This is a genomic window from Terribium retamae, from assembly GCF_022347545.1.
Taxonomy (GTDB): domain Bacteria; phylum Pseudomonadota; class Alphaproteobacteria; order Rhizobiales; family Rhizobiaceae; genus Mesorhizobium; species Mesorhizobium retamae.
The window spans coordinates 1-25,538 of sequence record NZ_JAKREW010000036.1 but is presented as its reverse complement, the minus strand read 5'-3'; the positions used below and the strand labels follow the sequence as shown (position 1 = coordinate 25,538).

The following is a 25,538-nucleotide window of genomic DNA, read 5'->3' as shown; positions in this document are numbered from 1 at the left end:
AGCATGGCGGGCCGCATCATCAGTTTTGTCATGAGCGGAGGCGTGGGGTCACGACTGTGGCCGCTCTCGCGTGAAGACAATCCCAAACAATTCCACGATCTTTCCGGGGATGGCTCCATGCTGGCGAAGACGGTGCGCCGCCTCAAGGCGTGGCCGAACGGCGACACGCCGATCTACGTCATCGCATCTGAAAGACACGCCGAACGCGTTATCTCGGACATCAGTCCGCTGGGCTTGAACGGGGGAAAGCCGATCTTCGAGCCCTTGGGCCGCAATACCGCCGCAGCGGTGGCCATCGCCACACTTCAAACCATCTCTGAATACGAAAGCGATGCGCTTGTACTCGTCGTTCCGTCGGACCATGAGATTTCGAGCGAAACACAGTTCTGGGAAACGGTGGAAGCGGGCATACCTGCAGCCGACTCGGGTAGCATCGTTGTGTTTGGCATCACACCCACCCATGCAGAGACCGGATATGGATATATCGAGGTCGCTGCCAACGGAAACGGTGCGGCTGCAGTTTCGCGCTTTGTCGAAAAGCCGAACCTTGAGACGGCTCAAGCCTATTTGTCGTCGGGAAGATTCTACTGGAACGCCGGTATTTTTCTTTTTCGTGCCGAAACGATGCGCGAAGCGTTGCTGGAGTTTCAGCCGCAGATCTGGGAGACAGCTGAACGAGCGCACAGAACCGCCCGGATCGACGTTTCGGGTCTCTACCTGCCACAAGGGTTCTATTCTGCAGTACCTTCGACGTCGATCGACTATGCCGTCATGGAGCATGCGCGCAGCATCGCGATGGTGACGGCGTCGTTCCGCTGGAACGATCTTGGCTCCTGGCAATCGTTGCTTGAAGCCAGTCCAACGGACAACAACGGCAACGTGGTGATGGGTGATGTCGTTGCGCTGAACTGTGACGATTCCTACCTGAGAAGCCAGGGCAGGCTGCTGACCGTCATCGGAATGAAGGATGTCGCGGTGGTGGCGACACCGGATGCGATATTCGTTGCTCCCGTCAGCCACAGCCAGAACGTGAAGAAAGTCGTCGAACAGCTGGAAAAGTGCGGACGCCTCGAGACGAAATTCACCGCGTCGGAAGACCGTATCATCATCAGCGGATCATGGCGCAAGCGCGTGGAGCATTGGCTTTTCGAGGAGACCCTGCCGCTATGGTCCACCGCGGGTGTCGACGATGTATACGGGGGCTTCCACGAGGCTCTCGGTTTCGATGCGAGACCCTTGGGCAAACCCAAGCGTATGCGGACCATGGCACGCCAGATCTATGCATTCGCGGTGGCCAAGGAACGCGGCTGGGCCGGGCCGTCCGACAGGCTCATCGATCACGGCATCGACTTCATCGCACAACACGGCCGGACGGACCGTGGCAGTTGGGTGCGTACGTTGAATGTGGATGGCAGCGTGGTGGACCCTGCGGAGGATGCATACGATCATTCCTGCGTGCTCCTCGCGCTTGCCCACGCTCATCGATGCGGGCACCAAGGGGCGCTGCAGCTCGCACAGGAGACATTCAACTTCATCGACTCGCACCTTGAGGACGGCAGTCTGAGTGGTTTTCTCGATACCCCTGCCTGGAAGGGAGTGCGGTCTTCAAATCCACATATGCACATGCTGGAATCCTTCCTTGCCTGGTATGGCGTGACCGGTGATCGCACATATCTCCGTCGGGCGGCTCGCATTATCGATCTCTTCCGCTGCCATTTCTTTGACCAGGACAGTTGGACGCTTGGGGAATATTTCGACGCCGACTGGCTTCCGGCGCCCGGAGAAAAGGGGCAGTGGACCGAACCAGGGCATCACTTCGAATGGGCCTCGCTTCTCGTCGATTTTGCACGGGCAAGCGGACAAAAGGATTTGTCTGCATATGCGAGGAAACTCTATTCGTCGGCGGTCGCCAGCGGATTGAACCGAGCGACAGGTCTCGCTTACGCAGCCGTGTCACGACAGGGAATGCCCTTCGACAGGCTTTCACGCAGTTGGCCACAATGCGAGGCCATCAAGGCGGCAATCGCCTTGGACCATATTGGTGGGCCTGATCTGAAACCCGAGATTGAAGCGCGCGTCGCGCGTCTCTTCAGATGGCATATCGATCCTGCTCCTCTTGGCTTATGGATCGATCGGATCGACGAGCGTGGACGGTCAATGGCCACGGAAGTTCCTGCCAGTATTTTCTACCACCTTGTGACGGCTTTGATGCAATATCTGGACAAGACGGAAGGGCAGATCGAAACGTTTCCACTGCCTTCACAAGAAGACGGAAAATTCGTCCTTAAGCAAAATTACGGCTGATGGCTTCTACTATCATCATACTGCGCCGTTGCAGCGGCATTCTTTGGACGAAATCCGATCCGAGTGAATTTTCGGACTAAGTCACCAACATTTACCAGATACTACCAATAGGTAGCCCCTCCGTGCCTTACCACCATCTCGGAGTGCAGTTATTCTGCGGGCTAAATTCAATCAGAAGAATGGCCCAGCGGGTGTGAACTGAGTCACATACCGCCCGGATAGGAGGCGCTAGAATTCATCTCCTTAGCGCGCAGATCGCCGGAGTGTTCAAGAACGCGTCATTTGACTTTGCGCAATACCGCGGGTCATTTTTTGTGCAGATGAGGATGTGAGAAGGTGTAAATCGCACGGCGGCAAGGATGACCTATGCTTCACGTTCGCTTTTGAGATGGGATGCGTCCCGCTCGTCCCTCGTTGGACTTAACGGCGACAACGCGGCGCTTATGAAGTCTCTCGGGTTCACGTCGAAGCGATATTCAGCCAACACGGTCATCTTCAGTCAGGGCGACAACAACGATCGCATGTACATTGTCGAATCGGGTTGGGGGTGCATTTCGCACCAGCTTGCGACCGGACAGCGCCAAATCCTGGACTTTGCTCTCACTGGCGATGTCATCCTGCCCCAGTCGCATGAGGGCGGTGTTCTGGAAACCTTCTTGGCGCAAACTGAACTTTCAGTATCGACGGCATCTCTCAAGACTTTCACGATTGCCGCCATGAAATCACCCGAGCTTTTTTCTTTCCTTGTTGAGGCTCTGACACACAACGGTGCGGTAATAGCTCAACATCTCGCCAATGTAGGACGACGCAGCGCCCTGGAACGGACAGCGTACTTACTGCTCGAACTGACGGCGCGTTTGCAAAGAGTTGGTTCGGTAACTGATAGCGGCTTTGAATGTCCGCTGACCCAGTACGATCTCGCGGACGCCCTTGGCCTTACCCCGATCCATGTAAACCGGATGTTGCGTGAACTGCGCGAGCGCAAATTTCTTGAGTTTCGGCAGGGCTACGTCCGCCTGCTCGATCATGCAGGCCTTATGAAGTTCGCGGGTTTCGACGGCGAATACATCGAGAGTTGAGCATCGACTTTTCCTGGCGATCGACGTCGCTACTGACCGCCGCCAACAGCATCCCCTGCTGATCTGTCACTCTCATCACCCGACCCATATGGCTACGAGGCGGCGCCTCATCAGTTCGAGCCGATAAACATCAGGCTCGCGTGGCGTGTCCGCTGACCGAAAGCGGTATCCGGATCGCCAGCCATCGGTGTCACCATTCCACATTCGGACAAGGTGAGCGGCCCACCTTATCGTGATACGACAATCGCAGCTTCTGGCGCCGAGGTGGAACTTTGGTTCAGCTGAGGATCCCGACATGATTCCGATAATCAAGCCTACGATGGATGAGGCCGAGGCCGAGGCGGCGCGCCGCGTCATCCTGTCGGGCTGGGTCACGCAAGGCCCCGAGGTTGCAGCCTTCGAGACGGAGTTCGCCACCTTCACGGGCGCACCGCACGCTGCGGCCGTCTCGAACTGCACCACCGCCCTGCACCTGGCTCTGCTGGCGGCCGGGGTAAAACCCGGCGACGAAGTGGTCACGGTCAGTCACTCTTATATCGCAACGGCCAATTCGGTGGCCTACTGCGGTGCGATCCCGGTTTTCGTCGACATCGATCCGGCTACCTATAATATCGACCCGAACCTGATCGAGCGGGCACTTTCGGCCAAGACCAGCGCGATCCTGGTCGTGCACCAGATGGGCCTGCCCTGCGACATGGCCGCGGTGGTCGATATCGCCAAGACCAAGGGCTTGCCCGTGATCGAGGATGCGGCCTGCGCCAGCGGCAGCGAGATCCTCTGGAACGGCCAGTGGGAGAAGGTCGGCAAGGTGCACGGCGACGTGGCATGTTTTTCCTTCCACCCGCGCAAGATCATGAGCACCGGCGACGGCGGCATGCTGACCACCAAGCACGCCGACTGGGCCGCCAAATTCAAGCTGCTGCGCCAGCACGGCATGAGCGTACCAGACACGGTGCGCCACGGCTCCGCGCAAGTGATCTTCGAGACCCATCCGGTTCTCGGCTACAACTATCGGATGACCGACATCCAGGCTGCTGTCGGTCGTGAGCAACTCAAGCGCCTGCCCGGCACCGTGGCCCACCGCCGTGCGCTGGCCGACCGCTACGCCGAATTGCTCGGCGAGGCGCAGTGGCTGAGCTTGGTCCGAGAACCATCCTACGCACGCACCAACTGGCAGAGCTTCTGCGTCCGCCTGCCGGATTCTGCCGACCAGCGCACCGTCATGCAGGCCATGCTGGATGCCGGTGTCGCCACTCGGCGTGGGATCATGTGCGCCCACCGCGAGGACGTCTACGCTTCCCAACCCCTGCGCATGTCGCTACCCGAGTCGGAAGCGGCCCAGGATCATGCCATCGTTCTTCCACTCTATCCCCAGATGACCGACGAAGAGCAACAGAAGGTCACTTCGACCCTGATCGGGGCTACTCGACCCAAAATTCACAGCCCAAAACTCCAACGCTGGAATTTAAGGCCCCTTCCCATCGAGGCAAGCCTCATCGTAAGTGAGTGATAGGAATGGCGAGCGTTCGGCGCGCGGTGGTCGCGGTCTATTTCGAGAAATACGCCACCCTCGTCCTCAATTTCGCGACGCTCTACATTTCGTCGCGACTTTTAACACCCAACGAAATCGGGGTGGCCTTCCTTGGGGCCAGCCTCGTCGCGCTCGCCGAGGGTCTGCGGGACTTCGGCGTGACCAACTACATCGTCAACGCCGAAAATCTCACGAAGCAGGAAATACGCACCTCCTTCACCATGATGCTGATGGTCGCCGTCTTCCTTACGACCGCTTTCGTCGCGACGGCGGGCCTCTATGCCGACTTTGCCCACGAGCCCCGCCTGGAAAACTTCGTCCGCATCGTGGCGTTCGGCTATCTGTTCGCCAGCATCGGCTCGCCCATCGTCGCTTTGCTTCGCCGCGACCTGAAGTTCTGGAACATAGCAGCCATCAACCTGGGCTCGGCCCTGGTCGGCAACATCACGACCATCGGCTTGGTGATGATGGGCGTCGGCTATATGAGTTTCGCCTGGGGCTCGCTGAGCTATCCGCTCTCCACGTTCGTCTTCGCCATTCTCATACGGTCGGATCTCTCCATCTTCCGCATCGAGTTCACCAAATGGCGTGAGATTCTGGCCTTCGGCGGCTTCAACACCGCGACCGGCCTCCTGACCGCCCTCGGCTCGGTCATTCCAACTTTCATGCTGGGACGAGCCAGCGGCAGCACCGATGTCGGCCTCTACAGCCGAGGCCAACAGGTCACGGAGATGCCCAGCCGCCTGGTGATTTCGGCGATCTCGGCAGTAGCCCTGCCGGGCTTCGCCGCCCATGCCCGTACGGGTCGCCCTCTCAAGGATCCCTATCTCAAAGCCGTCGCCAGCCTGACCGCGTTTCATTGGCCGGGTCTGGCGATGGTCATCCTCTTTGCCCATCCCTTGGTGCACATCATGCTTGGGCCGCAATGGGACACCACCATCCCGCTGGTGCAGGTGATGGCAGCGGCAACCATGCTCTCCTTCCCCGTCCCCCTGATGTTCCCCGCCCTGGTGGCTGCTGGCGGGATCCGCGACACGGCCAAGGCCTGGATCATCTCTCTGCCGATCACCAGCCTGATCATGATCCTGGCGGCCCAACATGGTCCGTTCATCCTGGCACTCTCGATCTTTGCCACCACGCCGATCCAGGTGGCGGTCGGTCTCTGGTTCCTGATGCGCCGGCTGAAACTGAGTGTTGGCGAATATCTGCGTGCGCTGTTGCCCAGCGCCGCCGTCACCCTGGTTACAGCGCTGGGCCCGCTCATCGTCATCGCGCTGAATGGCTTCGACATGGATATATCGATCTCGCATGCGGTGGTGGGCGGCGGACTGGGCTGCGTGTTCTGGTTTCTGGCGATGGGGTGGACCCGCCATCCCTTCGCCGACGAACTGGCCTATCTGCTGGGCAGGGTTCAGACCTTGGCGCCTGCGCGTCTGCACGCCCCCCTCGCCCTCATCCGGCATTTCCTAGATGAGGGCACGAAACACGGACAGGTGCCTGCGCCGAGCCCCCTGGACAGCGAAATCAACATCGTGGGCTGCCGGGATGGCATGCAATCGGTGTGGTCGGTTGTCAAAGGGCGGTTTGGCCGCCTCTTCGAACGCCTGGATGGCAGACAAACAGGAAAGGTGGAGAGTATCAGTGATGAGTCACTCTGACGCCATAGAGTTCTCCGGCGCGAACGCCTCCACCTCGGGCTTCAAGCGTGTGCTGGGTCATGTCGCGGCGCCCGCCGTCGCCTCTGCCGCCCGCATCGTCACACGGGTGACGACGCGAGACGTCCACATCGCCTGGTTCGACGCCTGGAACTCAACCCTTGACCAGGCGCTGAACGCCCTACCGGCCATTCCCGGTTGTGACCGCGACCTTTATCTTGGGCTCACCCAGCCCACGAGCGTCCCGAAGCGCCACGCCCTGGCAACCGAGAAGGGTCAACCGATCGCGTTGATCTCCCTGCGGCGCCGCCGCCATTACTGGGAGCCCGTAGCCTATCAGGCGCTTCCCGGCGTAATCGCCCCCGCATCCTCTCCCGCCGCCCTTGGCCGGGCACTGCACGCCTTGGGCCTGGAGGTGCGGATCGAAGCGGGGCTCGACAACAGCGTCCTGGATCTCAATCCACGATGTCACTGGTCCGCAGAAAACTACCGCGTCGACCTGAGAGGCGACTATGAAGCACGCTGGAGCCGCAACCATCGCAAGAATGTGCGCAAGGCAGTTAAACGTTGCGACGATTTCATGCGACTTCGCATCGACGACTTGGGCGACCTGGAATGGTGCTGCGCTCAGTGGGAGCGTATATGGGAAGGCAGCGATGCCGGGGAGACTGTTGCCACCGAGGATCGCCTGCGGTTCTGGCCAGCCTTCATAAAACGGCAGAGCGCCGACAGTCCGATCCAATTCCACACTCTACAGCTGCTCGACGGCGATCGGCACACGGCCGGCGTCATCCTGATGTGCAAGGACGGCGTCGCCCTTGGCCAATGCATCGTCCGCGACCCCGAGTATGACCGATTTTGGGTCGGTGTCCGCATAATGGAGGCATCGATCAAATGGGCGGCAGGCGCTGGGTATCGTCAGTTCGATCTCGGCTCCGGGCAAGACTACAAGCAGAGTTGGGGGGAGCCCGTGGCCGGGCGTTATGGTGCGATCTTTCGCCCCCGTGCGATCAGCGCGCTCTATCGGTTCGGACTTTTGTGACTTCGCTGCGTGTATCTGTCGATATGCGCAGCATCGGCTCGAGTACGGGTCCATGGCAACGCTTCATCAGGATACGGTCTTCGCCACCCGGCCAATCAAGGCTGTTACCCGGCCGGCGGAGAACCGCATCGCCGGCTTCGACGGTGTGCGTGCGATCGCCGTGCTAATGGTCTTCATCAGCCACAAGACGACCCTACCGCATCACGATTCCTATGGCTCTGTCGGTGTCTGGCTCTTTCTCGTGCTCAGCGGCATGCTCATCTCCTCGATCCTGTCGGAGATGCGTAGAAAAGTCGAGGCCGGAGCCCAGTCCAGTTGGCAGTCGATGGGCGACTTCTATCTTCGCCGCAGCCTGCGCATCTTCCCGCTTTATTACGCCTGCCTCAGCGTTTTCGCGCTGGGGTCGCTGTTCACTTCATTCGTCGGCTTCTCGCGCATGGAAGCGACGATCTACGCCCTCTATGGCACCAACATCTATATCGAGGTCACGCCGACTGCGGACCACGGTCATTTCGGCCATCTTTGGTCGCTGGCGGCGGAGGAACAGTTCTACCTGCTCTTCGCGCCGATCTTGCTGTTCACGCCGCGCAAATATCTGGCTCGCATCTGTATCGGTTTCATGTTCGCCGGCGCGGCTATGCTGGCCTGGCTCGTGTCGGTGAAGACCCACCCGAATGCGATCCACGTCGATCCACTGATTGCCTTCGGCATGCTTGGCGTCGGCGGCTTCGTCGCTTCCTTAAAAAACCTCAAGCCGCCTGCGTGGCTGGTGAGTGCGCCAGCGCAGGCCGCGGCTGGCATGGCGCTGATCGCGATCCCGCTGGTCTTCGGATACTTCCGCGACATCTGGAACGTCTGGGGACCGCTGACCTGTACGGTTGCCGGCCTGTTCCTGTTCCAGATCGCGCGTAATCAGCAGACGCCAATCGTGGGTTTCCTCGACGTATGGCCGCTGCGCTCACTCGGCCGGGTGAGCTATTCCTTCTACGTCCTGCACCAGTTCATCCATTTCTACGAGGTCCAGGCGGTGTTCCATAGACTGCACATGGACATCGAAGCACCGCTCGTCGTGCAGCTGGCCCTGGAGTTTCTCATCACCGTCGCGCTGGCGACGCTCTCCTGGCATTTCTTCGAGCGACCGCTCGTGCGGTTGGGCGCCCGATTGACTGCGCGGGAAGGCGTGGAGGCCAACAGTGCGACCGCCGTCTTGTCTCCCGGACGGCAAACGGCCACGAGATAAAGGCAGACGGGGTTCCGGCGATGCGCTTAGATGACGAACGCCGCATCAAGGGTTTCGACGGTCTGCGTGCGATCGCCTTCATCTTCGTCTTCATCAGTCACAAGGTTGGCTTCGACAAAGGAACTTATGAATCCCTCGGCGGCACTGGGGTATTGCTCTTCTTTGCTCTCAGCGGTCTCTTGATCACCCGTATCCTGACCCGCACGCGAATGGCGGTCGAGGCGGGCGAAACGACCATGCTTGAGGGTCTGGCCCGCTTCTATCTTCGGCGCACAGCCAGGATACTCCCCATCTACTACACGACGATCGGCATCTTCCTAATCGCCTCGCTATTCGTCCACTTCAATGGCTTCGAAGGCGGCGCGCCCTTGGCCATGCTGCTCTATGCCACGAACGTCTACGTCTTCACGACCGGCCACTGGGTGGGACACTTCGGCCACTTCTGGACATTGGCGATCGAGGAGCAGTTCTACCTCCTGTTCGCGCCGTTGCTGCTGTTCGCGCCGAGCAAGGCCGCGGGAAGCATCTGCGCCACCTTCGTGGTCCTGGGTCTCGTCACCCTGGTGGGCCTTCAATTGGCCGGCGCCTCGGTCCTGGCCATCGATCTTAACTCCGTGACCGGCTTCGGCTACCTGGCCCTGGGTGGCCTGGCAGGCCTGAATCTTCACTGGCAAGCGCCGAGATGGCTGATCTCGACACCGGCCCAGACCGCTGTCGTGCTCACTCTTCTCATCGCTCCCCTCATCGTTCTCAGTGACCAAAGCGTCTGGAGGACCTATGCGCCGGCAGTGGCTGCTACAGCTGTCCTTCTGGTCTTCCAGGTCGCCCGGAACCAGGCTACCCGCTTCGTCGCCTTGCTGGAGACCTGGTCGCTGCGCGGCCTCGGGCGCATCAGCTACGGCTGCTACATCTTCCACGAGTTCGTGCATTTCTACGATATCGAAGCGGTGTCCCAGAAGTTAGGCATCGTGTTCGAAACGCCGGATTGGATCTCTGTCCCCATCGAGTTTGCGATCACCGTCGGCTTAGCGACCGTCTCCTGGCGATTCTTCGAACGACCAATCATGGCCTGGGCTCATCGGGCAACGCAGAAAGTCGCGCCGGCTGCCGCCTGAGCCCACTCAACTTGCCGGGGCAAACAGCTTTCGAAGCAGGCCAAGATTGTGGTTCAGGCGCAGGTAATATTCGTGTTCCGGCCGGTCGAGCATCTGGAGCACGGCCAGAATTGGGGTGGCGACGAGCATCTTTATCGCACGCAGGCTCTTCCGGCCGGGCGTTTTCAAGCTCCTCAATTCCACCTCACCTTCCTTGCGGGCACGCTCCGTGAGCCATGCGCGCGTCAGGCGGCCGGCATGGACCTTGTGGTCAACCACGAAGGCGTCCGAGTACCAGCAGCGATAGCCGGCCCCGATCAGGTCGGTCATCATCTGGGCCTCCTCCCCGCTGGCAAGGTTCGATCCGACCCGACCGGTCGTGATGTCGAACCCGCCATGCGCTTCCAGCACATTGCGGCGGAACAGCATATTGGCGCCGACGCCGATGGGATGGTCGGTCGTGTCGCGGAAGCCATCCTCATCGACAACGGACAACAACAGGCGCGCGCGCGGCCCAAGCTGACTCGGGGGCATTTCAAGGCTGCCGACACCGTCAGGCCAGTGCGGGATCACCCGCCCGGCCAGGATGGCGGTCTGGAGATTACAGCGCGCCGCGTACGTGATCGCCGCCTCTACCCAGCCGGGGCGCGGCACGGCGTCATCATCCAACAGCGCAATCCACTCACCCTTGCCGGCCTGGAAACCCGCATTGCGGGCACGGGCAACGCCGGGCTCGTCGAGCCGGATGAATGTCAGTCCCTCGCGCCTCTTCAGGGTCTCCAGGACCGCAGCGTGCGCCGGCGCCGAGGCACTGTCGACGACGATGACCTCCACCGGCTGGCCGGCGCATTGCGGCAGCAGGGCGTTGACGTTCTCCAAGACATCGTGGCTGCGGTTATGGGTGGCGATGACGATGCTGATGACAGGGGCAACCACACCGATCCCTGGGGCTGTCTTGGCCTCTTCTATATCCATTCGATCGTCAAGCCCCACGCCCACTCAGTCCAACTTCGCGTCTTCGGCGACCAGCGGGCGCGCACCCAGGCCGATCGACCATAAGAACGCCGTGCGCAACGGCGTCGGCATCAGGAGTTGCCTCAGCGCCCGGAACGGAAACACCAGCAGCGCATGACGCACCGCGAACCGCACCCCCTTCGCATCTCCCTTGGCCGCCCGCTCCACCGCCGCATCGGCGAAATAAGTGTAGAATCCCAAAAGCGTAGCGAAATAAGAATGCAGCCACTCCTTCGGCGAGCGCCATTTGCGCCAGACGGGGATGGCGTGCCGCATGAATACCTTGCGCGTATAGGGAATCCGGCTCAGGACCAAGGCATCGTAGGATCCCGACGGTCGCTGGCGAAACGAGACGCAAGGCACAGCCACATGCTCCATGTGCCCCCCGCCGGCGACGCGCAAATGCCAGTCCCAATCCTGGTCGGCGAGCAAGCTCTCATCGAAATAACCGTAAGCGTCGCGCACCTCGATACGCGCCATAGTGGCTCCGATCTGAGGGAAATAACCGTCCAGCATCATCTTCAGATGATCGCCGTCGGAACGGATATCATCGGGGATGGGGGGCGCGATCGGCCGCAGATCAGGATCGGTCATCACCACCTGGCCGAAGACCGCTTCGATTTCTGGATGGCGATCGAAGATTTGCAAATGCGGCCGTATATGTTGCTCGGTCCACACGTCATCGTCGTCCAGGAAGGCCAGGAACTCCCCCGTGGCTGCCCGCATCGCCGCGTTGCGTGCGGCGCCGGCGCCCGCCGCCGTCACGATAAGATGCCGCGCTCCGTGGGCCTGCGTCACCTTATTGGTCGCCTCGTGGTTAGAGCCGTTGTCGCCAACGAGGATCTCGAACCTCAGATCCGGGCCCTCAAGCGCGCGAATACTCGCCAATGCATGGTTTAGGAACTGAGGACGGTCCCGGGTCGGGACGATGACTGAAACGATGCGCGCCATAGTCACGCCCACTCCTCCCACTGATCGAAGACGCCCGACAGGGCCGCCGAAAATACCCGCATATTGTCGAAGCGTGTGATGAAGGTCCGCGCGATGGTGCCAGCCGAGCGTGTCTCCTCGGCCTGTGCGTAGACCAGATCATAACCTGCTGCCTTGGCCTCACTCATGGCGACTGGCGTCCAGTTGGCCGACTGGCCGTGGGGGATTGCGAATGACGTCGGTGCAAAGCCAAGCCGGGCCTCAATCGTAGCGCGCGAGCGCTCCAGTTCTTCGCGGGCGGCGGGGCCGTCCAACTGTCCGAAATCGGGATGTGTGGCGGAGTGGCTGCCGATTTCGGCGCCATCTGCAGCCAAGCGTTCCAGATCGCGCCAGCCCAGAACTTCGTCGGTGGTCCAGGGTGAGATGCCTTCGCTCCAGTCGGTGACCACGAAGAGGCTCCAAGGCGCTGCGAAATCCTTCAGGATCGGCACAGCTTCGGTCATCACGCTACGCAGGCCGTCGTCGAAGGTGATGGCAAGGTCCATCGGGCCGCCCCCCGTCCGCGCAATTTCCGAGGCTGGGACGAACCGGTATCCCTGCGCCGTGGCCCACTCCAGCTGGCGGCGGAACAGCTTCGGCGGCACGTCGTTATGGTTCATCAGCGGCTGGCCGACCGAGTGGTAGGCAAGAATCCGGCCTCCCGAACGGCGCACGCGACGGCCAAGGACGGACATGCCTGCACGTTCAAGGACCATGCGCGGGCCGACCAGATGGCGCCTTTCGACACCGAATGCGCGGACAGCCCGCTTCAGAAGCTTCGGTGCTCGCGCAAGCGTACCCACTTTCGCCCTCTGTTTTTCAGTATCGAACAGCAAGCCTCATACTAGCTGTGATGTCCGGCGCGCCAACGCCGCCATATTGAGCCCGGCGCGCGCATCGGCCTTATCCTTTCGAAGGAGACGCTCATCCAAACCGGCGGCCACTTCAGGCGATGGTGGTAACGCAGTAAGGTGGCGAGGGATCGTTTGGTCTCGGTCCAGGCGTCGCAGACGGCCGACGATGTGCCAAACCCTGTTTTTGAACCTCACATCCGGCTGCCGTCCCTCAGGCGACTCACGGACCGAGGCAGCCATTCGGGCAGCAGGTTGCGCACTGCGTCGCGAGACCCGTCAAAGGTCCTGCTACGCGCCAGGCGCTGCCAGACCCGGAGCCGTTCCGGCAGTGTCATCAGGCGTAGGGAACGCTTAAGGATCGCCTCAACGCTATCGAGCTCGCCAAACACCGCGTTGAGCAGAATGTCGGGATAACCGTCATAGAACTCCTCGTCCGCGGGCGCTCCCGTATCGTGCAGCGGCGTGACTGACGGGACCGCCAGGGCTCTGGAATAGAGCGCCTCCAGGCTTTCGAACCAATTCGGCGTGGTATGCAGCCGCTTGACGTTTGCCGCCGTCTCATCACCCCGTCGACGTAAGGCCTCAGGGTCGGCGAGCCAGTCCGCCAGGATACGGTTATAGTCCGCCATCGAGGTGGCGAAGCCAATGGTCGGTGCCAGCCCCGGCATGTCGGTGCTCATGACATTGGCATCGGACGGATAGGGAAACAGCGTCACGCAGGGCGCGCCCAGCCCGCCCGCTTCCAGCATCGAGGTAATCGACACGAAGGGGTGGGAGTCGAGATAGATGTCGGCCGCCTCGAAGGCGAGTGACGGATCCGGTGTCTCCGGCCGCCCCATGATCCGCCCGCCAGTCGCCAATATGGCGTCTTGCCAGTCAGCCGGCTCCCCTGGGCCAACGACCAACAACCGCGCATCGGGATGCGCCAGGAGCGTCTCGACATGCATGTCGGCGAACGAGACTCCGCCCATCGTGCGGTATTTTACGCCGCGGGCCACGGAAACCAGAAGCGAGCCATCTGCCGAAAGGCCGAGCTTCTGACGCGCCTCAGCCCGGTTGTACTTGCGCAGCGGTGGATCGATCTGAATCGGCAGGATGACGTGGCGCTCCGCCGGTATTCCACGCCGCTCCACCACCAACCTCTCACCAGAGACGCGTGAACTTGCGATTAGGTCACACACGGAGAGGCCGACCCAGAAGGCGTGGTCGGCGTGGTTGACCAGCACCACGGGCGGTCGATTGCGCTCGTCGGCGAAGGCTATGACCGGCGTCGTCTCCTCGTTGCTGACGTGCAGGACGACCAGATCGAAATCCAGCGACAACTTCCGGAGCGCCGCGGCCCATTCTACCGGCCCGCCGCGCGTCGCGCCGATCATGTGTATCTGGCCGCCGCGAGCCTCCACGGCCTGGCGCACCGACAGTGGCGTCGGCCCGGGATGGCGCAACAGGGCTAGAGAGTGATGACGCTCCTCGTCGGCGACGATCCAGCGGCGCATCATCCGCGTCAGGCCGCCGACCTCGTTCAGGACGGTGGCCACGTGCAGCACGCGGCCGATCTTCGTCCGCGTCGGTCGCGCAGCTTCGAGCTTCGCGGGGAGCGTCCGTCGCGCGATCTCGATCAGTATTTGCTCGAGCGGTTCGGAGCGATAGAAGCCGCAGTGCCGCTTGCGCGCAAGCGTGACCGCCGCCTCCACATAGGCTGCGGCGGAGTTAAGATCGCCAGCCTCAAGGCAGCGCTCAGCCTCACGTCGAAGGGCTTGAAACTCTTCGTAGTTGTGACGCATGCGCGCCACCTCTGCGGCGGACAGTTCCGTTTCCGATCCTATCGTCTCCGCCATCCTTCCCTCGGTCGCCCGATCACGTTGCCCGAGTGGCCACAGCTTGCCAAGCGACAAGGCAGGTTACATAAAACCATGACCGACCGACAGACGGCCGTAAGGGGGAAGCGATGCCGATTTCGGACAGTGTGGTGCTGCGGGGGGAGGTCGTCATCCACCACCCCGATCTGGTGAACCTTTACGGCTGTGAGGTCGGCAATGGCTCGCGCATCGGCGCCTTCGTCGAGATCCAGAAGAATTCCTACATCGGCGAGCGCTGCAAGATCTCGTCACACACCTTCATCTGCGAGGGCGTGACGATCGAGGACGAGGTTTTCATCGGCCACGGCGTGATGTTCACCAATGACCGCCTTCCCCGAGCCACCAACCTGGACGGGAGCGCCCAAAGCGAAGCGGACTGGAAGGTCGAGCCGACCCTGGTCAGGAAGGGCGCCTCCATTGGCTCCAACGTTACCATCACCCCGGGGGTGACCATTGGCGAGCGGGCCCTGATCGGCGCCGGCGCCGTCGTCACCCGTGACATCCCCGACTTTGCCATCGCTACCGGCGTGCCCGCCCGCGTGGTCGGAGATGCTAGGACCACAAAGGCTGGCTGACTCCCTTCATCGGTCTTGTTTCGTACGCCGAGCTGCAATCTTTGGCGTAATTAAAGATATCGTTTGAGGTAGTTCCAGCACCTGCCCTCGCCTGGCCGGATGACCCTGGTGTGGTCCTGATGACCCAACGGCCAACGTGACTTCGCGGCTTCAAACCAACAATTTGAAGAGGTCGAGATGGCTTGAAGAGGTCGAGATGGCACGACATTTGACGATCAGCGGGCGCTTCACCTCTCAGCCAACGACCGGCATTCAACAAGACCTCCAGGACTCCAATGAGCGGAGCTGGGGCGAGAGCCAGCCCAAAATCATCAATATCGGCATCATCGGTTACGGCTACTGGGGCCCGAACCTCCTGCGCAACTTCATGGAGCTTCCCGACGCCCGGGTCCGGATAGTCGCCGACCTCGACCCCAAGAAGCGCGAGTTGGTGGAGCGCCGCTATCCGGGTGTTCAGACCACCAGCGACGTCCAGGCTCTGCTCCAGGATCCCGAGATCGACGCGATCGCGGTGGCGACGCCGGTCAACAGCCACTTCGAACTGGGCATGTCGGCGCTGAAGGCCGGCAAGCATCTCTGGCTCGAAAAGCCGATGACCGAAACCTCGCTGCAGGCCAGGATGCTGGTCAACGAAGCCGACAAGCGCGGATTGACCCTGATTGTCGATCACACCTTCATCTATACCGGCGCAGTCCGGAAAATGCGCGAGATCGTTGCCGCCGGCGACCTCGGCCAAATTTATTATTACGACGCCACCCGGGTGAATCTCGGCCTCTTCCAGAAGGACGTGAATGTTATCTCCGACCTGGCAGTCCATGACTTTGCGATCATCGACCATCTGTTCGAAGAGCATCCGACCGCGGTTTCGGCCAGCGGCATCAACCATTTCCCCGGCACCCCGGAGAATCTGGCCTACATCTCGCTGTTTTACGACTCCGGCATGATTGCGCACATCAATGTGAGCTGGCTGGCTCCGGTGAAGGTGCGCAATATCCTGGTTGGTGGCTCCAACAAGATGATCACTTACGACGATCTCGAGCCTTCCGAGAAGGTCAAGGTCTACGACAAGGGTGTCTCCTTCACCGATGATCCGGCCAAGATCCATGAAATGCGCGTCGGCTACCGGACAGGTGACATGTGGGCGCCCAAGCTCGACTCCGCCGAGGCCCTGCGCATCGCCGGTCAGGAGTGGATCGACTGCATCATCGAAAAGAAGGTTCCGACCGCCGATGGCCAGCTTGGCCTACGCGTGGTGGAAATCATCGAAGCAGCTACCAGCTCCATGCGCGGGCGCGGCGAAACAATTCACCTGCGACGCAAGGGGGCCGCGTAACGTGATCCCATTCGTCGATCTGAAAACCCAGTACGCCTCGATCAAGCCCGAGGTCGATGCCGCCATTCAGCGAACCCTGGACACCTGCCTTTTCACCCTGGGGACCGAAGTCGCGGAATTCGAAAAGGAATTCGCCACCTATTCCGAGGCAGCCTTCGGCGTGGGCGTCAACACAGGCACCAGCGCCCTGCATCTAGGCTTGCTGTCCGCCGGAATTGGGCCGGGCGACGAGGTGATCACCTCCCCCTTCACCTTCGTGGCGACGGTGGCGGCCATTTACTACACGGGTGCGACCCCGGTTCTCGTCGATATCGATCCTGCGACCTACACCATCGACCCGGCCCGGATCGAAGCCGCGATCACGCCGGCCACCAAGGCGATCATCCCCATCCACCTGTATGGCCAGCCGGCCGACATGGATCCGATCCTGGCCATCGCCCGGAAACACGGCCTCATGGTTTTGGAAGATGCCTGCCAGGCGCACGGTGCCGAATACAAGGGCAAGCGCGTTGGCGCCATCGGCGACATGGCGGCTTTCAGTTTCTATCCCGGAAAGAACCTCGGCGCCTATGGCGAAGGCGGGATGCTGACCACCGACAACGCCGGACACAACCGCGCCGTCCGCATGCTGCGCGACTGGGGTGCCGAGCGGAGGTACCATCACGAACTCAAGGGCTATAACTACCGTCTGGAAGGCCTTCAGGGCTCCGTGCTGCGCGTAAAGCTCAGATATCTCGACCTGTGGACCGAACGGCGCCGTGCAATGGCTGCCCGGTATGATGCCATGTTCGCCGGCACGGGCCTGCCGACCCCCTTTGTTCGCGATGATGTGCGTCATGTCTACCACATCTATGCCGTCCGCACGCCCGACCGCGCCCGCTGGCAGGAGGCGCTGACTGCTCAGGGGATCCAGTCGAGCATCCACTATCCCATTCCGGTGCACCTGCTGCCCGCCTACGCCGACCTCGGCTACAGGCAGGGCCAGTTCCCGCATGCGGAAAAGGCCGCTGCCGAGGTTCTGTCCCTGCCGATGTTCCCTGAACTCACCGAGCAGCAGCAGGACATGGTCGTGGCCGCGGTGACGAAATTGCAAGCAAGTGTTTGACGAGCCGGGTGTTGCGTAACCTGAAACAGGCCTGAAAGGGCCATCTCCAACCGATAACAGGGGAACACGATGAAACTTGAGGGCTCTCGCATCCTGGTGACCGGCGGCTGCGGTCTGATCGGCTCGACCACCATCGACCTGCTGCTGAAGGATCACGCACCCGAAAAGATCGTGATCCTCGACAACCTTGTCCGGGGCAGCCTAGACAACGTCAAAGACGCCCTGCAAGACCCGCGCGTCGAACTCGTCGAAGGCGACATTCGCGATGTGGCGGCTGTTCACAAGGCCACCGACGGGATGGACGCCGTCATCCATATGGCAACCCTAAGGGTCATCGCCTGCGCCGCCGAACCTCGCGAAGCCCTCGGCGTCATGTGCGACGGCAGTTACAACGTCATCGAGGCCGCACAGGCCAAGGGCGTGAAGAAGATCTGCGCGGCCTCGTCAGCCTCGGTCTACGGCCTGGCTGACCGCTTCCCGACCGAAGAGAGCCACCACCCGTATAACAATCGCACCTGGTACGGCGCCAGCAAGGTCATGCTGGAGGGGCTGTTGCGCTCCTTCAACGATATGTACGGCCTGCCCTACGTGGCCCTGCGCTATTTCAACGTATACGGCCCGCGCATGGACGTTCACGGTAAGTATACCGAGGTTCTGATCCGTTGGATGGAGCGCATCGCCGCCGGTCAGCCGCCGCTGATCCTCGGCGACGGGTCCACGACCATGGACTTCGTCTATATCGAGGACGTCGCGCGCGCCAACATCCTCTCCCTCCTGTCGGATGTGGAGGACGACGTGTTCAACGTTGCCAGCGGCGTCGAGACCAGCCTGAACGATCTGGCCACCTCGCTCCTGCGGGTTATGGGATCCGACCTTCAGCCGGAGTACGGACCGGAGCGCAAGGTGAACCCCGTGTCGCGGCGCCTGGCTGACACGTCCAAGGCAGAGAAGACGCTGGGCTTCAAGGCGACTGTCGATCTCGACGAAGGCCTCGCCCGTCTGGTCGAATGGTGGCGCGCCAATCGCGAGCTGGTTACCGAAGGGCCCGCTCGGGCGGCAGCGTAACTCCTTTTGATTGGCTTCGCACTCCTCCTACGCGCCGTCCGTCCCTTCATCGAACAGCCGCTTTTGAACGATGCCGCTTATCTGAAGTCGAATTTTGGCCGTGTGGAAGGGCAGCTCATCGCACTTGGACCGCCAGGAGGCTCACACGTGCTACCTGCGCCTGCTCGACCGCCGTTGACTCAGGCCTCTCTTGGATTGCACGCCGCGAGCAGCATCGATCGTGTAACGAGAGCTATACCGACGGAACTGCGCCATCGTGTCATTAAAGTCTTCTTGTCGAAACGTCTGGGCTTGGGCGCCTGCGCACCGGTGGGTGAAACACGCCGGCTAGATTGTCACACAAAGTAGATGTGAGGTCGCCGGTGATGCGGAGAGATCTCGACCCGGGCCTCGACTGAGAAGACGTCACGCAACAAGTCCTGCGTCAACACCTCATCGGGCGTTCCCGATGCAACGATCTTGCCGGCCTCCATCACAACCAATCGGTCACAGAACATCGACGCATGGTTCAGATCGTGAAGCGCAATGATGCTGGTAATCGGCAGGCTCGATACGAGGCGCATCAAGCCTATCTGATGGTGGATATCGAGATGATTGGTCGGCTCGTCGAGGATGAGTTCCCGGGGCGATTGGGCGAGTGCGCGGGCCAGCTGCGTGCGCTGCTTTTCGCCCCCCGAAAGGCTTTGCCAGCGGTCGTTTCGCTTCGCCGCCATTCCGGTCTGCTCGAGAGCGTCATTCACGGCTGCGTCGTCGGCGGGTGTCCACCCTGAAAACATGGATCGGTGCGGAAAGCGGCCCAGTTTGACGACATCGATCACGAGCAGGTTGGAGTTGGTCGCGGCATGCTGCTCGATAAAGGCCACGCGCTGAGCGATCGGCCGGCGCCCGATAGTCCTGATATCCTCCCCGTCCAGCATGATCTGCCCCGACTGCGGACGTTTCAAGCCAGCCAGCAACCGCAGCAGCGAGGTCTTGCCCGAACCGTTCGGCCCCAAAAGGCCAAGCGTCTTTCCTGGTTCGGCCACCAAGGAGATACCGTCGATCACGGTCTTCGAACCGATTTTCCAGACCAGATTCTCGGCTTTGATGCTCATGACACGCGCTGGTAACGGTAGAGGATCAAGCAAAAGAACGGCACGCCGACCAATGCGGTGACAACGCCGATTGGCAGCACCTGCTGGGGGATCAGCGCGCGCGAGGCGATATCTGCCAGCACCATGAAAATGGCGCCGGTAAATGCGCAGGCAGGCAGCAGCCGCACATGCAGCGGGCCGACAAGGAAACGCGCCGCATGGGGCACGACAAGACCGACGAATCCGATCGTTCCGACCATGCTGACAATCGTCGCGGTCATCATCGCAGTCAGGGCAAACAGCGCGAGCTTTGCGCGTCCGACGTTGATGCCGAGCGAGGCAGCAGTTTCATCGCCGAAGGCAAAAGCATCCAGCATTCGGGCATGGAGAAGGCAGGCGATCAAGCCAAACCCCACAACGACCGAAACCAGAGCGAATTCCGGCCAGCGCACGCCGCCGAAACTGCCGAGCAGCCAGAACATCACGTCACGCGCCTGCTGCGCATTGCCTGCAGTGGTGACGATGTAGGAGGTTGCTGCGTTGAACAGCTGTGATGCGGCGACCCCCGCAAGAATGGTCCGGTCCGGCCCGCCCCGCGCCCCGTTCGAAAGCAGCGCTACAAAGCAGAAAGCCGCAAACGCCCCGGCAAATGCGCCAGCCGAGAGCGATATGGTCCCGGCACCCAGCCCCAGAATGACAACCGCGACCGTCCCTGTGGAGGCTCCGGCCGAAATACCGAGCACATAAGGTTCCGCCAGTGGATTGCGCAGCAACGACTGCAGAATCGCTCCCGAGAGAGCCAGGCCCGCTCCGCAAAAGACCGCAACCAGCGCCCGGCTGAGCCGATAATCCCAGATCACCGTCTCGTGGATCCGATTCAGCTCGATGGCGGTCCATCCCATCCGGTTCGTAACGGCGGAAAAAGTCGTCGCCAGCGGGATTGGGAGATCGCCAATCCCGACACTGATGCCAACGACAAGCGCGATGCCTGTAATAGCGACAAGGAGCAATCCGCCCAAAAGAAGGAATTGCCCGAAAGCCCTGCGCGCCCCACCCGTGTCGGCTGTGACGGTCACCTGAGACCTAGCGCCTTCAATTGATCGGCAACCTGTTCCGCACCGTAGATCGTGCGGACGGTCGGGTTCATGGCCTGGCCGTCCATGATCACGATCGCGTTGTTCTTGACCGCGGAGAGCTGACTGACGGCCGCGTCCGTCTTCAAAAACTTGATCTTTGCTTCCGGTTTGTCGAGATCCCAGCGGTTGCGGTCAACCCTCGCAACGACAATCACATCGGGATTGGTCGCAATGATGCTCTCCCAGCCCAGCATCGGCGATTCAGCCTCGGACGTGATGGCGTTCGTTCCGCCAAGAACGTCGGCGATGAAGCCGGACGCACTGTTCTTGCCCCCGAGATAGGCATCGGAAGATGGCGACGGGCTGGAGAACCAGAATACGTAAGACAGCTTCCTTTCACTCTTGGGCGCATCGGCGCGCAGAGCAGCCTCACGTCTCTTCAAATCGTCAATCAATGCCTGGCCTCGGTCCCTGACGTCAAAAATCTGCGCCAGCTCATCGATTTCCTGAAAGAGAGTGTCCATGTTCCAAAGCTGGGAACGATCACCGTAACCGAACTTGTCCTTGGCCGCCCCTGCGCTGACGCACGTGCTGGGCGAGAGATAGGTGGGCACCGCGACATTATCGAAGTCCTCACGCTTGGCGACCTTGCTCGAGGGGCCGATCAGGCTCGGCAAGGCAGCCGCCACGAAATCCGGATTTTGAGCGAGGATGGCTTCGAAGGTCGGGAATTCGACAGTCAGGAGTTTGACCTTGGCATTGGCCTCGGCAAGCTGCGGCAACACCTTGTTCGGCCAGAAGGCGGTACCCGCCATTTTGTCTTCCAAGCCGAGCAGCAGCAGGATTTCCGCGCTGTTCTGGCCCAGCCCAATTGCGCGCTCCGGTGCCTTGGCGAAGGTCACCTCCGCCCCGCAGTTTTGGAGCGTAAGCGGATACTTGGTAGAGGCGTATGCCAAATTCGTCGCAAGGCCAAGCATCGCGCACAGTCCTGCAAAGGCCAAAATTCTCTTCACGGCTCTGCTCCGTCTTCTACGCCAGCTGATCTCTTGAGATGGCCAAACGGGCCGCGATCCTAAAAACATGGATCGCGGCAACAAACAAGAGCGCAACAATCACCTTTTAGAATTGCAAAATGCCGCGGAAATTATGTGGCTTTGATCCGCGCCGACCTCAACAGCACCGTGCGCGCCAAGTGGCTCCAGACGATGGATCGCCTTCAATCGCGCGCAGAAACGTGAGCCAGATGAATAGGCGAGACGATTGCTCTTGTGGGACGTGCCCTTGGCCCACCCTCTCGGCTCATCATCTCCCTCCTTTAAAAAAAGGCGCGGATACTCACGAACAACGAAGGCCGCCTGGAGGCGGCCTTCGTAAACTTCGAACACTATCTTACTTGGTGTTCTTTTTCGCTGCCGCCCTCGTGAACTCCATATCGGACGCCATCAGTTCTTCCTTGCTCACCTTCTTGGCAGTGACCGAAACCTGGCCGAGGAGATAATCCACGACTTTCTCCTCGAACAGTTGCGCACGCAGCGCATTCGACGCTTGCGGGTTGGAGCGATAGAAGTTCAAGACTTGTTGTTGCTGATAGGCTGGGAAGCGGCCTATCTGCTGAAGGACACCGCGTTGCAGTTCCTGGTCAGTCACAGAGATGTTGGCCTTCCTTCCGATCTCGACAAGGATCAAGCCCACGCGTATGCGCTGCTCGGCCAGGCGGGCATATTCGAGGCGCGCTTTCTCCTCGGTCGTGCCGACATCGGCGAAGGTACGGCCTGCCGCCTGGAGTTCGCGGATGGCTTGCGCCCAGATGTTGTTGAACTCAGTTTCGACCAGTTTAAAAGGCACCTCGAACCGATATGAAGCCTCGATCTGTTCGAGCAGCTGCCGCTTTTCCTTCTGGCGCGTCACCGAGCCGAACTGGTTCTCGACACGATCCCGCACAACCTCCCGCAGGCGCGCCAGTGAATCCAACCCAAGGCTCTTTGCTATCTCATCGTTGAGCACCAGTTTGCCGGGTTTTGCCACTTCCTTGACCGCTACGTCAAAGGTCACTTTCTTGCCCGCAAGATAGGCGACTTGATAGGTCTTCGGGAAAGTAACGGTGACCTTCTTCTGATCGCCTGCCTTGGTGCCGATCAACTGATTCTCGAATTCGGGGATGGAACCCTTGGAACCCAGCACCACGGCTTGCTTGGCAGCAGCGCTGAGGGCAGCCTGGCTCACCTTTCCAGCATATTCGAACGTGATCCGGTCCCCTTTGGCAGCCTTTCCCTGCTTCGGCTCATAGGAGCGGACCGCTTCCGCGATATGCTTTACCTGCTCGTTGATCTCAGAATCGGGCACCTCATAGACCGGGCGTATCACCTTGATCTTGGCGAAATCCTTGATTTCAATCGCAGGAATAGCTTCAACCTTCTCCTGGTTCGGCTTGGTGCCAATGGCAACGCCGTTGTTGGAAGCTCTCTTAGCCGGGTTGCCATCTGCATAGGCGAGCAAGCCGTTCCCGGCCGCATTGACGGCATTGGCAGCAGGAGTGCAGACCATGCCGGCAATCGCGACAGTTGATCCATTGCCGCCGCCGACAACGCCATTTGGAGCAACCTGGTTGGCGGTGCCAGCGATGTTGGCGGACAAGCCATTCAAGCCCCCGCCGACGCCGCCAGCCATCGTGTTGGCAGACAGCCCGGCGATGCCACTGCCGCCGACAATCCCGTGGGGGACGTTGCCAGCCATGCCGGCAGGAGCACCGCCTGATCCAAGTCTGCCGACAGCGCTACCTGGAACGACACCGTTTGCACTTCCAGTCATGTTCGCAGGCAGACCATTCAGGTCTGTGCCATTGCCGCCAGGAGTGCCGGCAGTGGTGTTGGCAGAGGGCGTTGCGGCGTTGCTGGTTTCCGATGTACCGGTTGTTCCGTTGGGAGCACCGACGATACCATTTGCGGCAGTCGTGTTGACGCCAGATCCATTGCCGTTGGGGAGATTGCCGGCCATACCGGCAGGCACGTTGCGCGATCCAACGTTGCCGCTGGCAGCATCGTTAGGGGCAACACCGCTCAAGTTGCCAGCCGGATTGGCAGGCAGACCATTCGAGCCCGCCCCGTCGCCGCCAGTGGTCCCGTTGGGAGAACCAGCGGTCGTGTTAGCGGATAACCGACCAGCAGCGTCGTTGGGATCATCACCAGCTTGAACGCTGTCCAGATAGGCAAGCAGGCCGCTGAGACGGTTTTCTGATGTGTCAACCGTCCTGCCAGGAGTGCCAGCGAGCGTGCCGGCGGGCAACCTATTGGCGCCATTACTGCCGGCAGCACCCTTTGGAGCGTTGCCAGCCACGCCGGCGGGCGCACCGCCCGATCCGACATTGCCGCCACCTGCTGCACCGTTGGGAGCGACACCGGTCGAGGCGCCGGCCGTGTTGGGGGGCAGACCATTCGGCCCAGAACCGTTTCCAACAGGCATCCCGGTCGGCGCAGCAGGGGGCGCCTTCGCAGTCGTCGTGTCGGCAGGCAATCCACCGGCACCGTTGCCGCCAGCTGCCCCGCCGGGAATGCTGCCAGCCACGCCGAGAGGCCTACTGCTGTCCGCGCCGTTGGGAACGGTCGAGTTGCCAGTCGTGTTCGCAGGCAGCCCCTTCGAAACGGTGCCGTTACCGCTAGCCGGACTGGTGGCTGTATCAGCGGTGTCTTTAGCAGACAGCCAAACGGCAGCGTCGTTGGGATTTTCACCAGCTTGAATGGCGTTCAGATAGGCAAGCAGGCCACTCAGGCGGTTATCCGCTCCGCCAGGAGCACCGGAGGTAATGTCGGCAGATAGCCCACCGGTGCCATTGCCTCCCGCAGTCCCGTTGAGGGTGTTGGTAGACGCACCACCCGATCCAGCGTTGCTGCCGACGGCACTTCCGTTCGGAACGTTGGTAGCCACAGGCGCACCACTCGATCCGCCACCGCCGACAGCACCGCTAGGAGCAACACCGGTTGCATTGCCATTTAGGTTTGCGGACGCGCCATTTGAGCCAGAGCCGTTGCTGCTCGCTGTTCCGTTCGGGGCGGCTGCGTCGGCAGATGATCCACCGGCACCATTACCGCCAGCCGTTCCGTTGGGAGCGGTCATGTCAGCAGACTGTCTACCGGTGCCGTTGCCGCCGACAGTGCCGCTGGGAGCAACACCGGTTGCATTGCCAGCGGTGTTCGCAGCCAAGCCGTTCGGGCCGTTGCTGCCGGCTGTTCCGTTGGGAGCGCTCGCGTCGGCAGACAGCCCACCAGTGCCATTGCCGCCAGCAGTGCCGTTGGGAGCAACACCGGTTGCATTGCCAGCGGTGTTCGCAGCCAGGCCGTTCGGGCCGTTGCCGCCAGCCGTTCCGTTGGGAGCGCTCGCGTCGGCAGACAGCCCACCGGTGCCATTGCTTCCGGCTGCACCGTTGGGTGCAACACCGGTTGCATTGCCAGCAATGTTCGCAGCCAGGCCGTTCGGGCCGTTGCCGCCAGCCGTTCCGTTGGGAGCGCTCGCGTCGGCAGACAGCCCGCCGGTGCCATTGCCGCCGACAGTGCCGTTGGGTGCAACACCGGTTGCATTGCCAGCAATGTTCGCAGCCAAGCCGTTCGGGCCGTTGCCGCCAGCCGTTCCGTTGGGAGCGCTCGCGTCGGCAGACAGCCCGCCGGTGCCATTGCCGC

General features: G+C 61.2%; 18 protein-coding genes and 1 pseudogene. 11 read left to right on the top strand and 8 right to left on the bottom strand.

The window, feature by feature from the left end:
- Nucleotides 1–3 precede the first annotated feature (3 nt).
- From L4923_RS24490 to L4923_RS24460, 7 genes are all read left to right on the top strand, one after another.
- On the top strand, nucleotides 4–2,304 hold the full coding sequence (locus L4923_RS24490) for a mannose-1-phosphate guanylyltransferase/mannose-6-phosphate isomerase (RefSeq protein WP_239369718.1): 2,301 nt from the start codon (nucleotides 4–6) through the stop codon (nucleotides 2,302–2,304).
- A 359-nt stretch (nucleotides 2,305–2,663) separates the two neighbouring features.
- Complete coding sequence (locus L4923_RS24485; protein WP_239369717.1) at nucleotides 2,664–3,383, top strand: Crp/Fnr family transcriptional regulator; 720 nt, start codon at nucleotides 2,664–2,666, stop codon at nucleotides 3,381–3,383.
- 295 nt (nucleotides 3,384–3,678) lie between these two features.
- Nucleotides 3,679–4,893, top strand: a complete 1,215-nt coding sequence (locus L4923_RS24480; protein ID WP_239369716.1) for a DegT/DnrJ/EryC1/StrS family aminotransferase — start codon at nucleotides 3,679–3,681, stop codon at nucleotides 4,891–4,893.
- 5 nt (nucleotides 4,894–4,898) lie between these two features.
- Entirely contained in the window at nucleotides 4,899–6,572 is a 1,674-nt protein-coding gene (locus L4923_RS24475) for a lipopolysaccharide biosynthesis protein (RefSeq protein ID WP_239369715.1), read from the top strand.
- On the top strand, nucleotides 6,559–7,611 hold the full coding sequence (locus L4923_RS24470) for a GNAT family N-acetyltransferase (RefSeq protein ID WP_239369714.1): 1,053 nt from the start codon (nucleotides 6,559–6,561) through the stop codon (nucleotides 7,609–7,611). The genes L4923_RS24475 and L4923_RS24470 overlap by 14 nt, the downstream gene beginning before the upstream one ends.
- A gap of 52 nt (nucleotides 7,612–7,663) precedes the next feature.
- A complete protein-coding gene (locus L4923_RS24465; protein ID WP_239369713.1) occupies nucleotides 7,664–8,851 on the top strand; it encodes an acyltransferase family protein in 1,188 nt (395 codons plus the stop codon).
- A 20-nt stretch (nucleotides 8,852–8,871) separates the two neighbouring features.
- Nucleotides 8,872–9,966 (top strand): acyltransferase family protein, encoded by a 1,095-nt coding sequence (locus L4923_RS24460; RefSeq protein WP_239369712.1) that lies wholly within the window; start codon nucleotides 8,872–8,874, stop codon nucleotides 9,964–9,966.
- Nucleotides 9,967–9,972: 6 nt separating this feature from the next.
- Here L4923_RS24460 and L4923_RS24455 read toward each other — a convergent pair whose 3' ends face one another.
- The 4 genes from L4923_RS24455 to L4923_RS24440 form a co-directional block, all read right to left on the bottom strand.
- Complete coding sequence (locus tag L4923_RS24455; RefSeq protein ID WP_239369711.1) at nucleotides 9,973–10,938, bottom strand: glycosyltransferase family 2 protein; 966 nt, start codon at nucleotides 10,936–10,938, stop codon at nucleotides 9,973–9,975.
- A 6-nt stretch (nucleotides 10,939–10,944) separates the two neighbouring features.
- Nucleotides 10,945–11,910, bottom strand: coding sequence for a glycosyltransferase family A protein (locus L4923_RS24450; RefSeq protein WP_239369737.1), 966 nt, complete (start codon nucleotides 11,908–11,910; stop codon nucleotides 10,945–10,947).
- A gap of 2 nt (nucleotides 11,911–11,912) precedes the next feature.
- Nucleotides 11,913–12,731, bottom strand: coding sequence for a polysaccharide deacetylase family protein (locus L4923_RS24445; protein WP_239369710.1), 819 nt, complete (start codon nucleotides 12,729–12,731; stop codon nucleotides 11,913–11,915).
- 242 nt (nucleotides 12,732–12,973) lie between these two features.
- A complete protein-coding gene (locus tag L4923_RS24440; RefSeq protein ID WP_239369709.1) occupies nucleotides 12,974–14,620 on the bottom strand; it encodes a glycosyltransferase family protein in 1,647 nt (548 codons plus the stop codon).
- 110 nt (nucleotides 14,621–14,730) lie between these two features.
- On the opposite strand from L4923_RS24440, the gene L4923_RS24435 reads away from it, so the two are divergent.
- The 4 genes from L4923_RS24435 to L4923_RS24420 all read left to right on the top strand — a co-directional run bounded on the left by L4923_RS24435 (nucleotide 14,731) and on the right by L4923_RS24420 (nucleotide 18,719).
- Complete coding sequence (locus tag L4923_RS24435) at nucleotides 14,731–15,216, top strand: acyltransferase (protein ID WP_239369708.1); 486 nt, start codon at nucleotides 14,731–14,733, stop codon at nucleotides 15,214–15,216.
- A 307-nt stretch (nucleotides 15,217–15,523) separates the two neighbouring features.
- Entirely contained in the window at nucleotides 15,524–16,549 is a 1,026-nt protein-coding gene (locus L4923_RS24430; protein WP_239369736.1) for a Gfo/Idh/MocA family protein, read from the top strand.
- Nucleotide 16,550: 1 nt separating this feature from the next.
- Nucleotides 16,551–17,654 carry a DegT/DnrJ/EryC1/StrS family aminotransferase gene (locus L4923_RS24425; protein WP_239369735.1) on the top strand — a complete coding sequence of 368 codons (1,104 nt, stop codon included), beginning with the start codon at nucleotides 16,551–16,553 and terminating at the stop codon, nucleotides 17,652–17,654.
- Nucleotides 17,655–17,723: 69 nt separating this feature from the next.
- Complete coding sequence (locus L4923_RS24420) at nucleotides 17,724–18,719, top strand: NAD-dependent epimerase/dehydratase family protein (protein ID WP_239369707.1); 996 nt, start codon at nucleotides 17,724–17,726, stop codon at nucleotides 18,717–18,719.
- A 335-nt stretch (nucleotides 18,720–19,054) separates the two neighbouring features.
- Here L4923_RS24420 and L4923_RS24415 read toward each other — a convergent pair whose 3' ends face one another.
- From L4923_RS24415 to tig, 4 genes and pseudogenes are all read right to left on the bottom strand, one after another.
- Nucleotides 19,055–19,813 carry an ABC transporter ATP-binding protein gene (locus tag L4923_RS24415; RefSeq protein ID WP_239369706.1) on the bottom strand — a complete coding sequence of 253 codons (759 nt, stop codon included), beginning with the start codon at nucleotides 19,811–19,813 and terminating at the stop codon, nucleotides 19,055–19,057.
- Nucleotides 19,810–20,811 (bottom strand): FecCD family ABC transporter permease, encoded by a 1,002-nt coding sequence (locus L4923_RS24410; RefSeq protein ID WP_239369734.1) that lies wholly within the window; start codon nucleotides 20,809–20,811, stop codon nucleotides 19,810–19,812. Before L4923_RS24410 ends, L4923_RS24415 begins: the two co-directional genes overlap by 4 nt.
- 53 nt (nucleotides 20,812–20,864) lie before the next feature.
- Nucleotides 20,865–21,845: an ABC transporter substrate-binding protein gene (locus L4923_RS24405; protein ID WP_239369733.1), complete on the bottom strand. Its 981-nt coding sequence runs from the start codon at nucleotides 21,843–21,845 to the stop codon at nucleotides 20,865–20,867.
- A gap of 415 nt (nucleotides 21,846–22,260) precedes the next feature.
- A pseudogene (gene tig, locus L4923_RS24400) lies at nucleotides 22,261–23,277 on the bottom strand (trigger factor); the annotation flags it as partial.
- Nucleotides 23,278–25,538 lie beyond the last annotated feature (2,261 nt).

What these genes read in the sequence shown, in the direction of transcription:
- L4923_RS24490 (WP_239369718.1), top strand. Translation starts at nt 4, where the DNA reads ATGGCGGGCCGCATCATCAGTTTTGTCATGAGCGGAGGCGTGGGGTCA.
- L4923_RS24485 (WP_239369717.1), top strand. Translation starts at nt 2,664, where the DNA reads ATGACCTATGCTTCACGTTCGCTTTTGAGATGGGATGCGTCCCGCTCG.
- L4923_RS24480 (WP_239369716.1), top strand. Translation starts at nt 3,679, where the DNA reads ATGATTCCGATAATCAAGCCTACGATGGATGAGGCCGAGGCCGAGGCG.
- L4923_RS24475 (WP_239369715.1), top strand. Translation starts at nt 4,899, where the DNA reads ATGGCGAGCGTTCGGCGCGCGGTGGTCGCGGTCTATTTCGAGAAATAC.
- L4923_RS24470 (WP_239369714.1), top strand. Translation starts at nt 6,559, where the DNA reads ATGAGTCACTCTGACGCCATAGAGTTCTCCGGCGCGAACGCCTCCACC.
- L4923_RS24465 (WP_239369713.1), top strand. Translation starts at nt 7,664, where the DNA reads ATGGCAACGCTTCATCAGGATACGGTCTTCGCCACCCGGCCAATCAAG.
- L4923_RS24460 (WP_239369712.1), top strand. Translation starts at nt 8,872, where the DNA reads ATGCGCTTAGATGACGAACGCCGCATCAAGGGTTTCGACGGTCTGCGT.
- L4923_RS24450 (WP_239369737.1), bottom strand. Translation starts at nt 11,910, where the DNA reads ATGGCGCGCATCGTTTCAGTCATCGTCCCGACCCGGGACCGTCCTCAG.
- L4923_RS24440 (WP_239369709.1), bottom strand. Translation starts at nt 14,620, where the DNA reads ATGGCGGAGACGATAGGATCGGAAACGGAACTGTCCGCCGCAGAGGTG.
- L4923_RS24435 (WP_239369708.1), top strand. Translation starts at nt 14,731, where the DNA reads ATGCCGATTTCGGACAGTGTGGTGCTGCGGGGGGAGGTCGTCATCCAC.
- L4923_RS24420 (WP_239369707.1), top strand. Translation starts at nt 17,724, where the DNA reads ATGAAACTTGAGGGCTCTCGCATCCTGGTGACCGGCGGCTGCGGTCTG.
- L4923_RS24415 (WP_239369706.1), bottom strand. Translation starts at nt 19,813, where the DNA reads ATGAGCATCAAAGCCGAGAATCTGGTCTGGAAAATCGGTTCGAAGACC.
- L4923_RS24405 (WP_239369733.1), bottom strand. Translation starts at nt 21,845, where the DNA reads ATGCTTGGCCTTGCGACGAATTTGGCATACGCCTCTACCAAGTATCCG.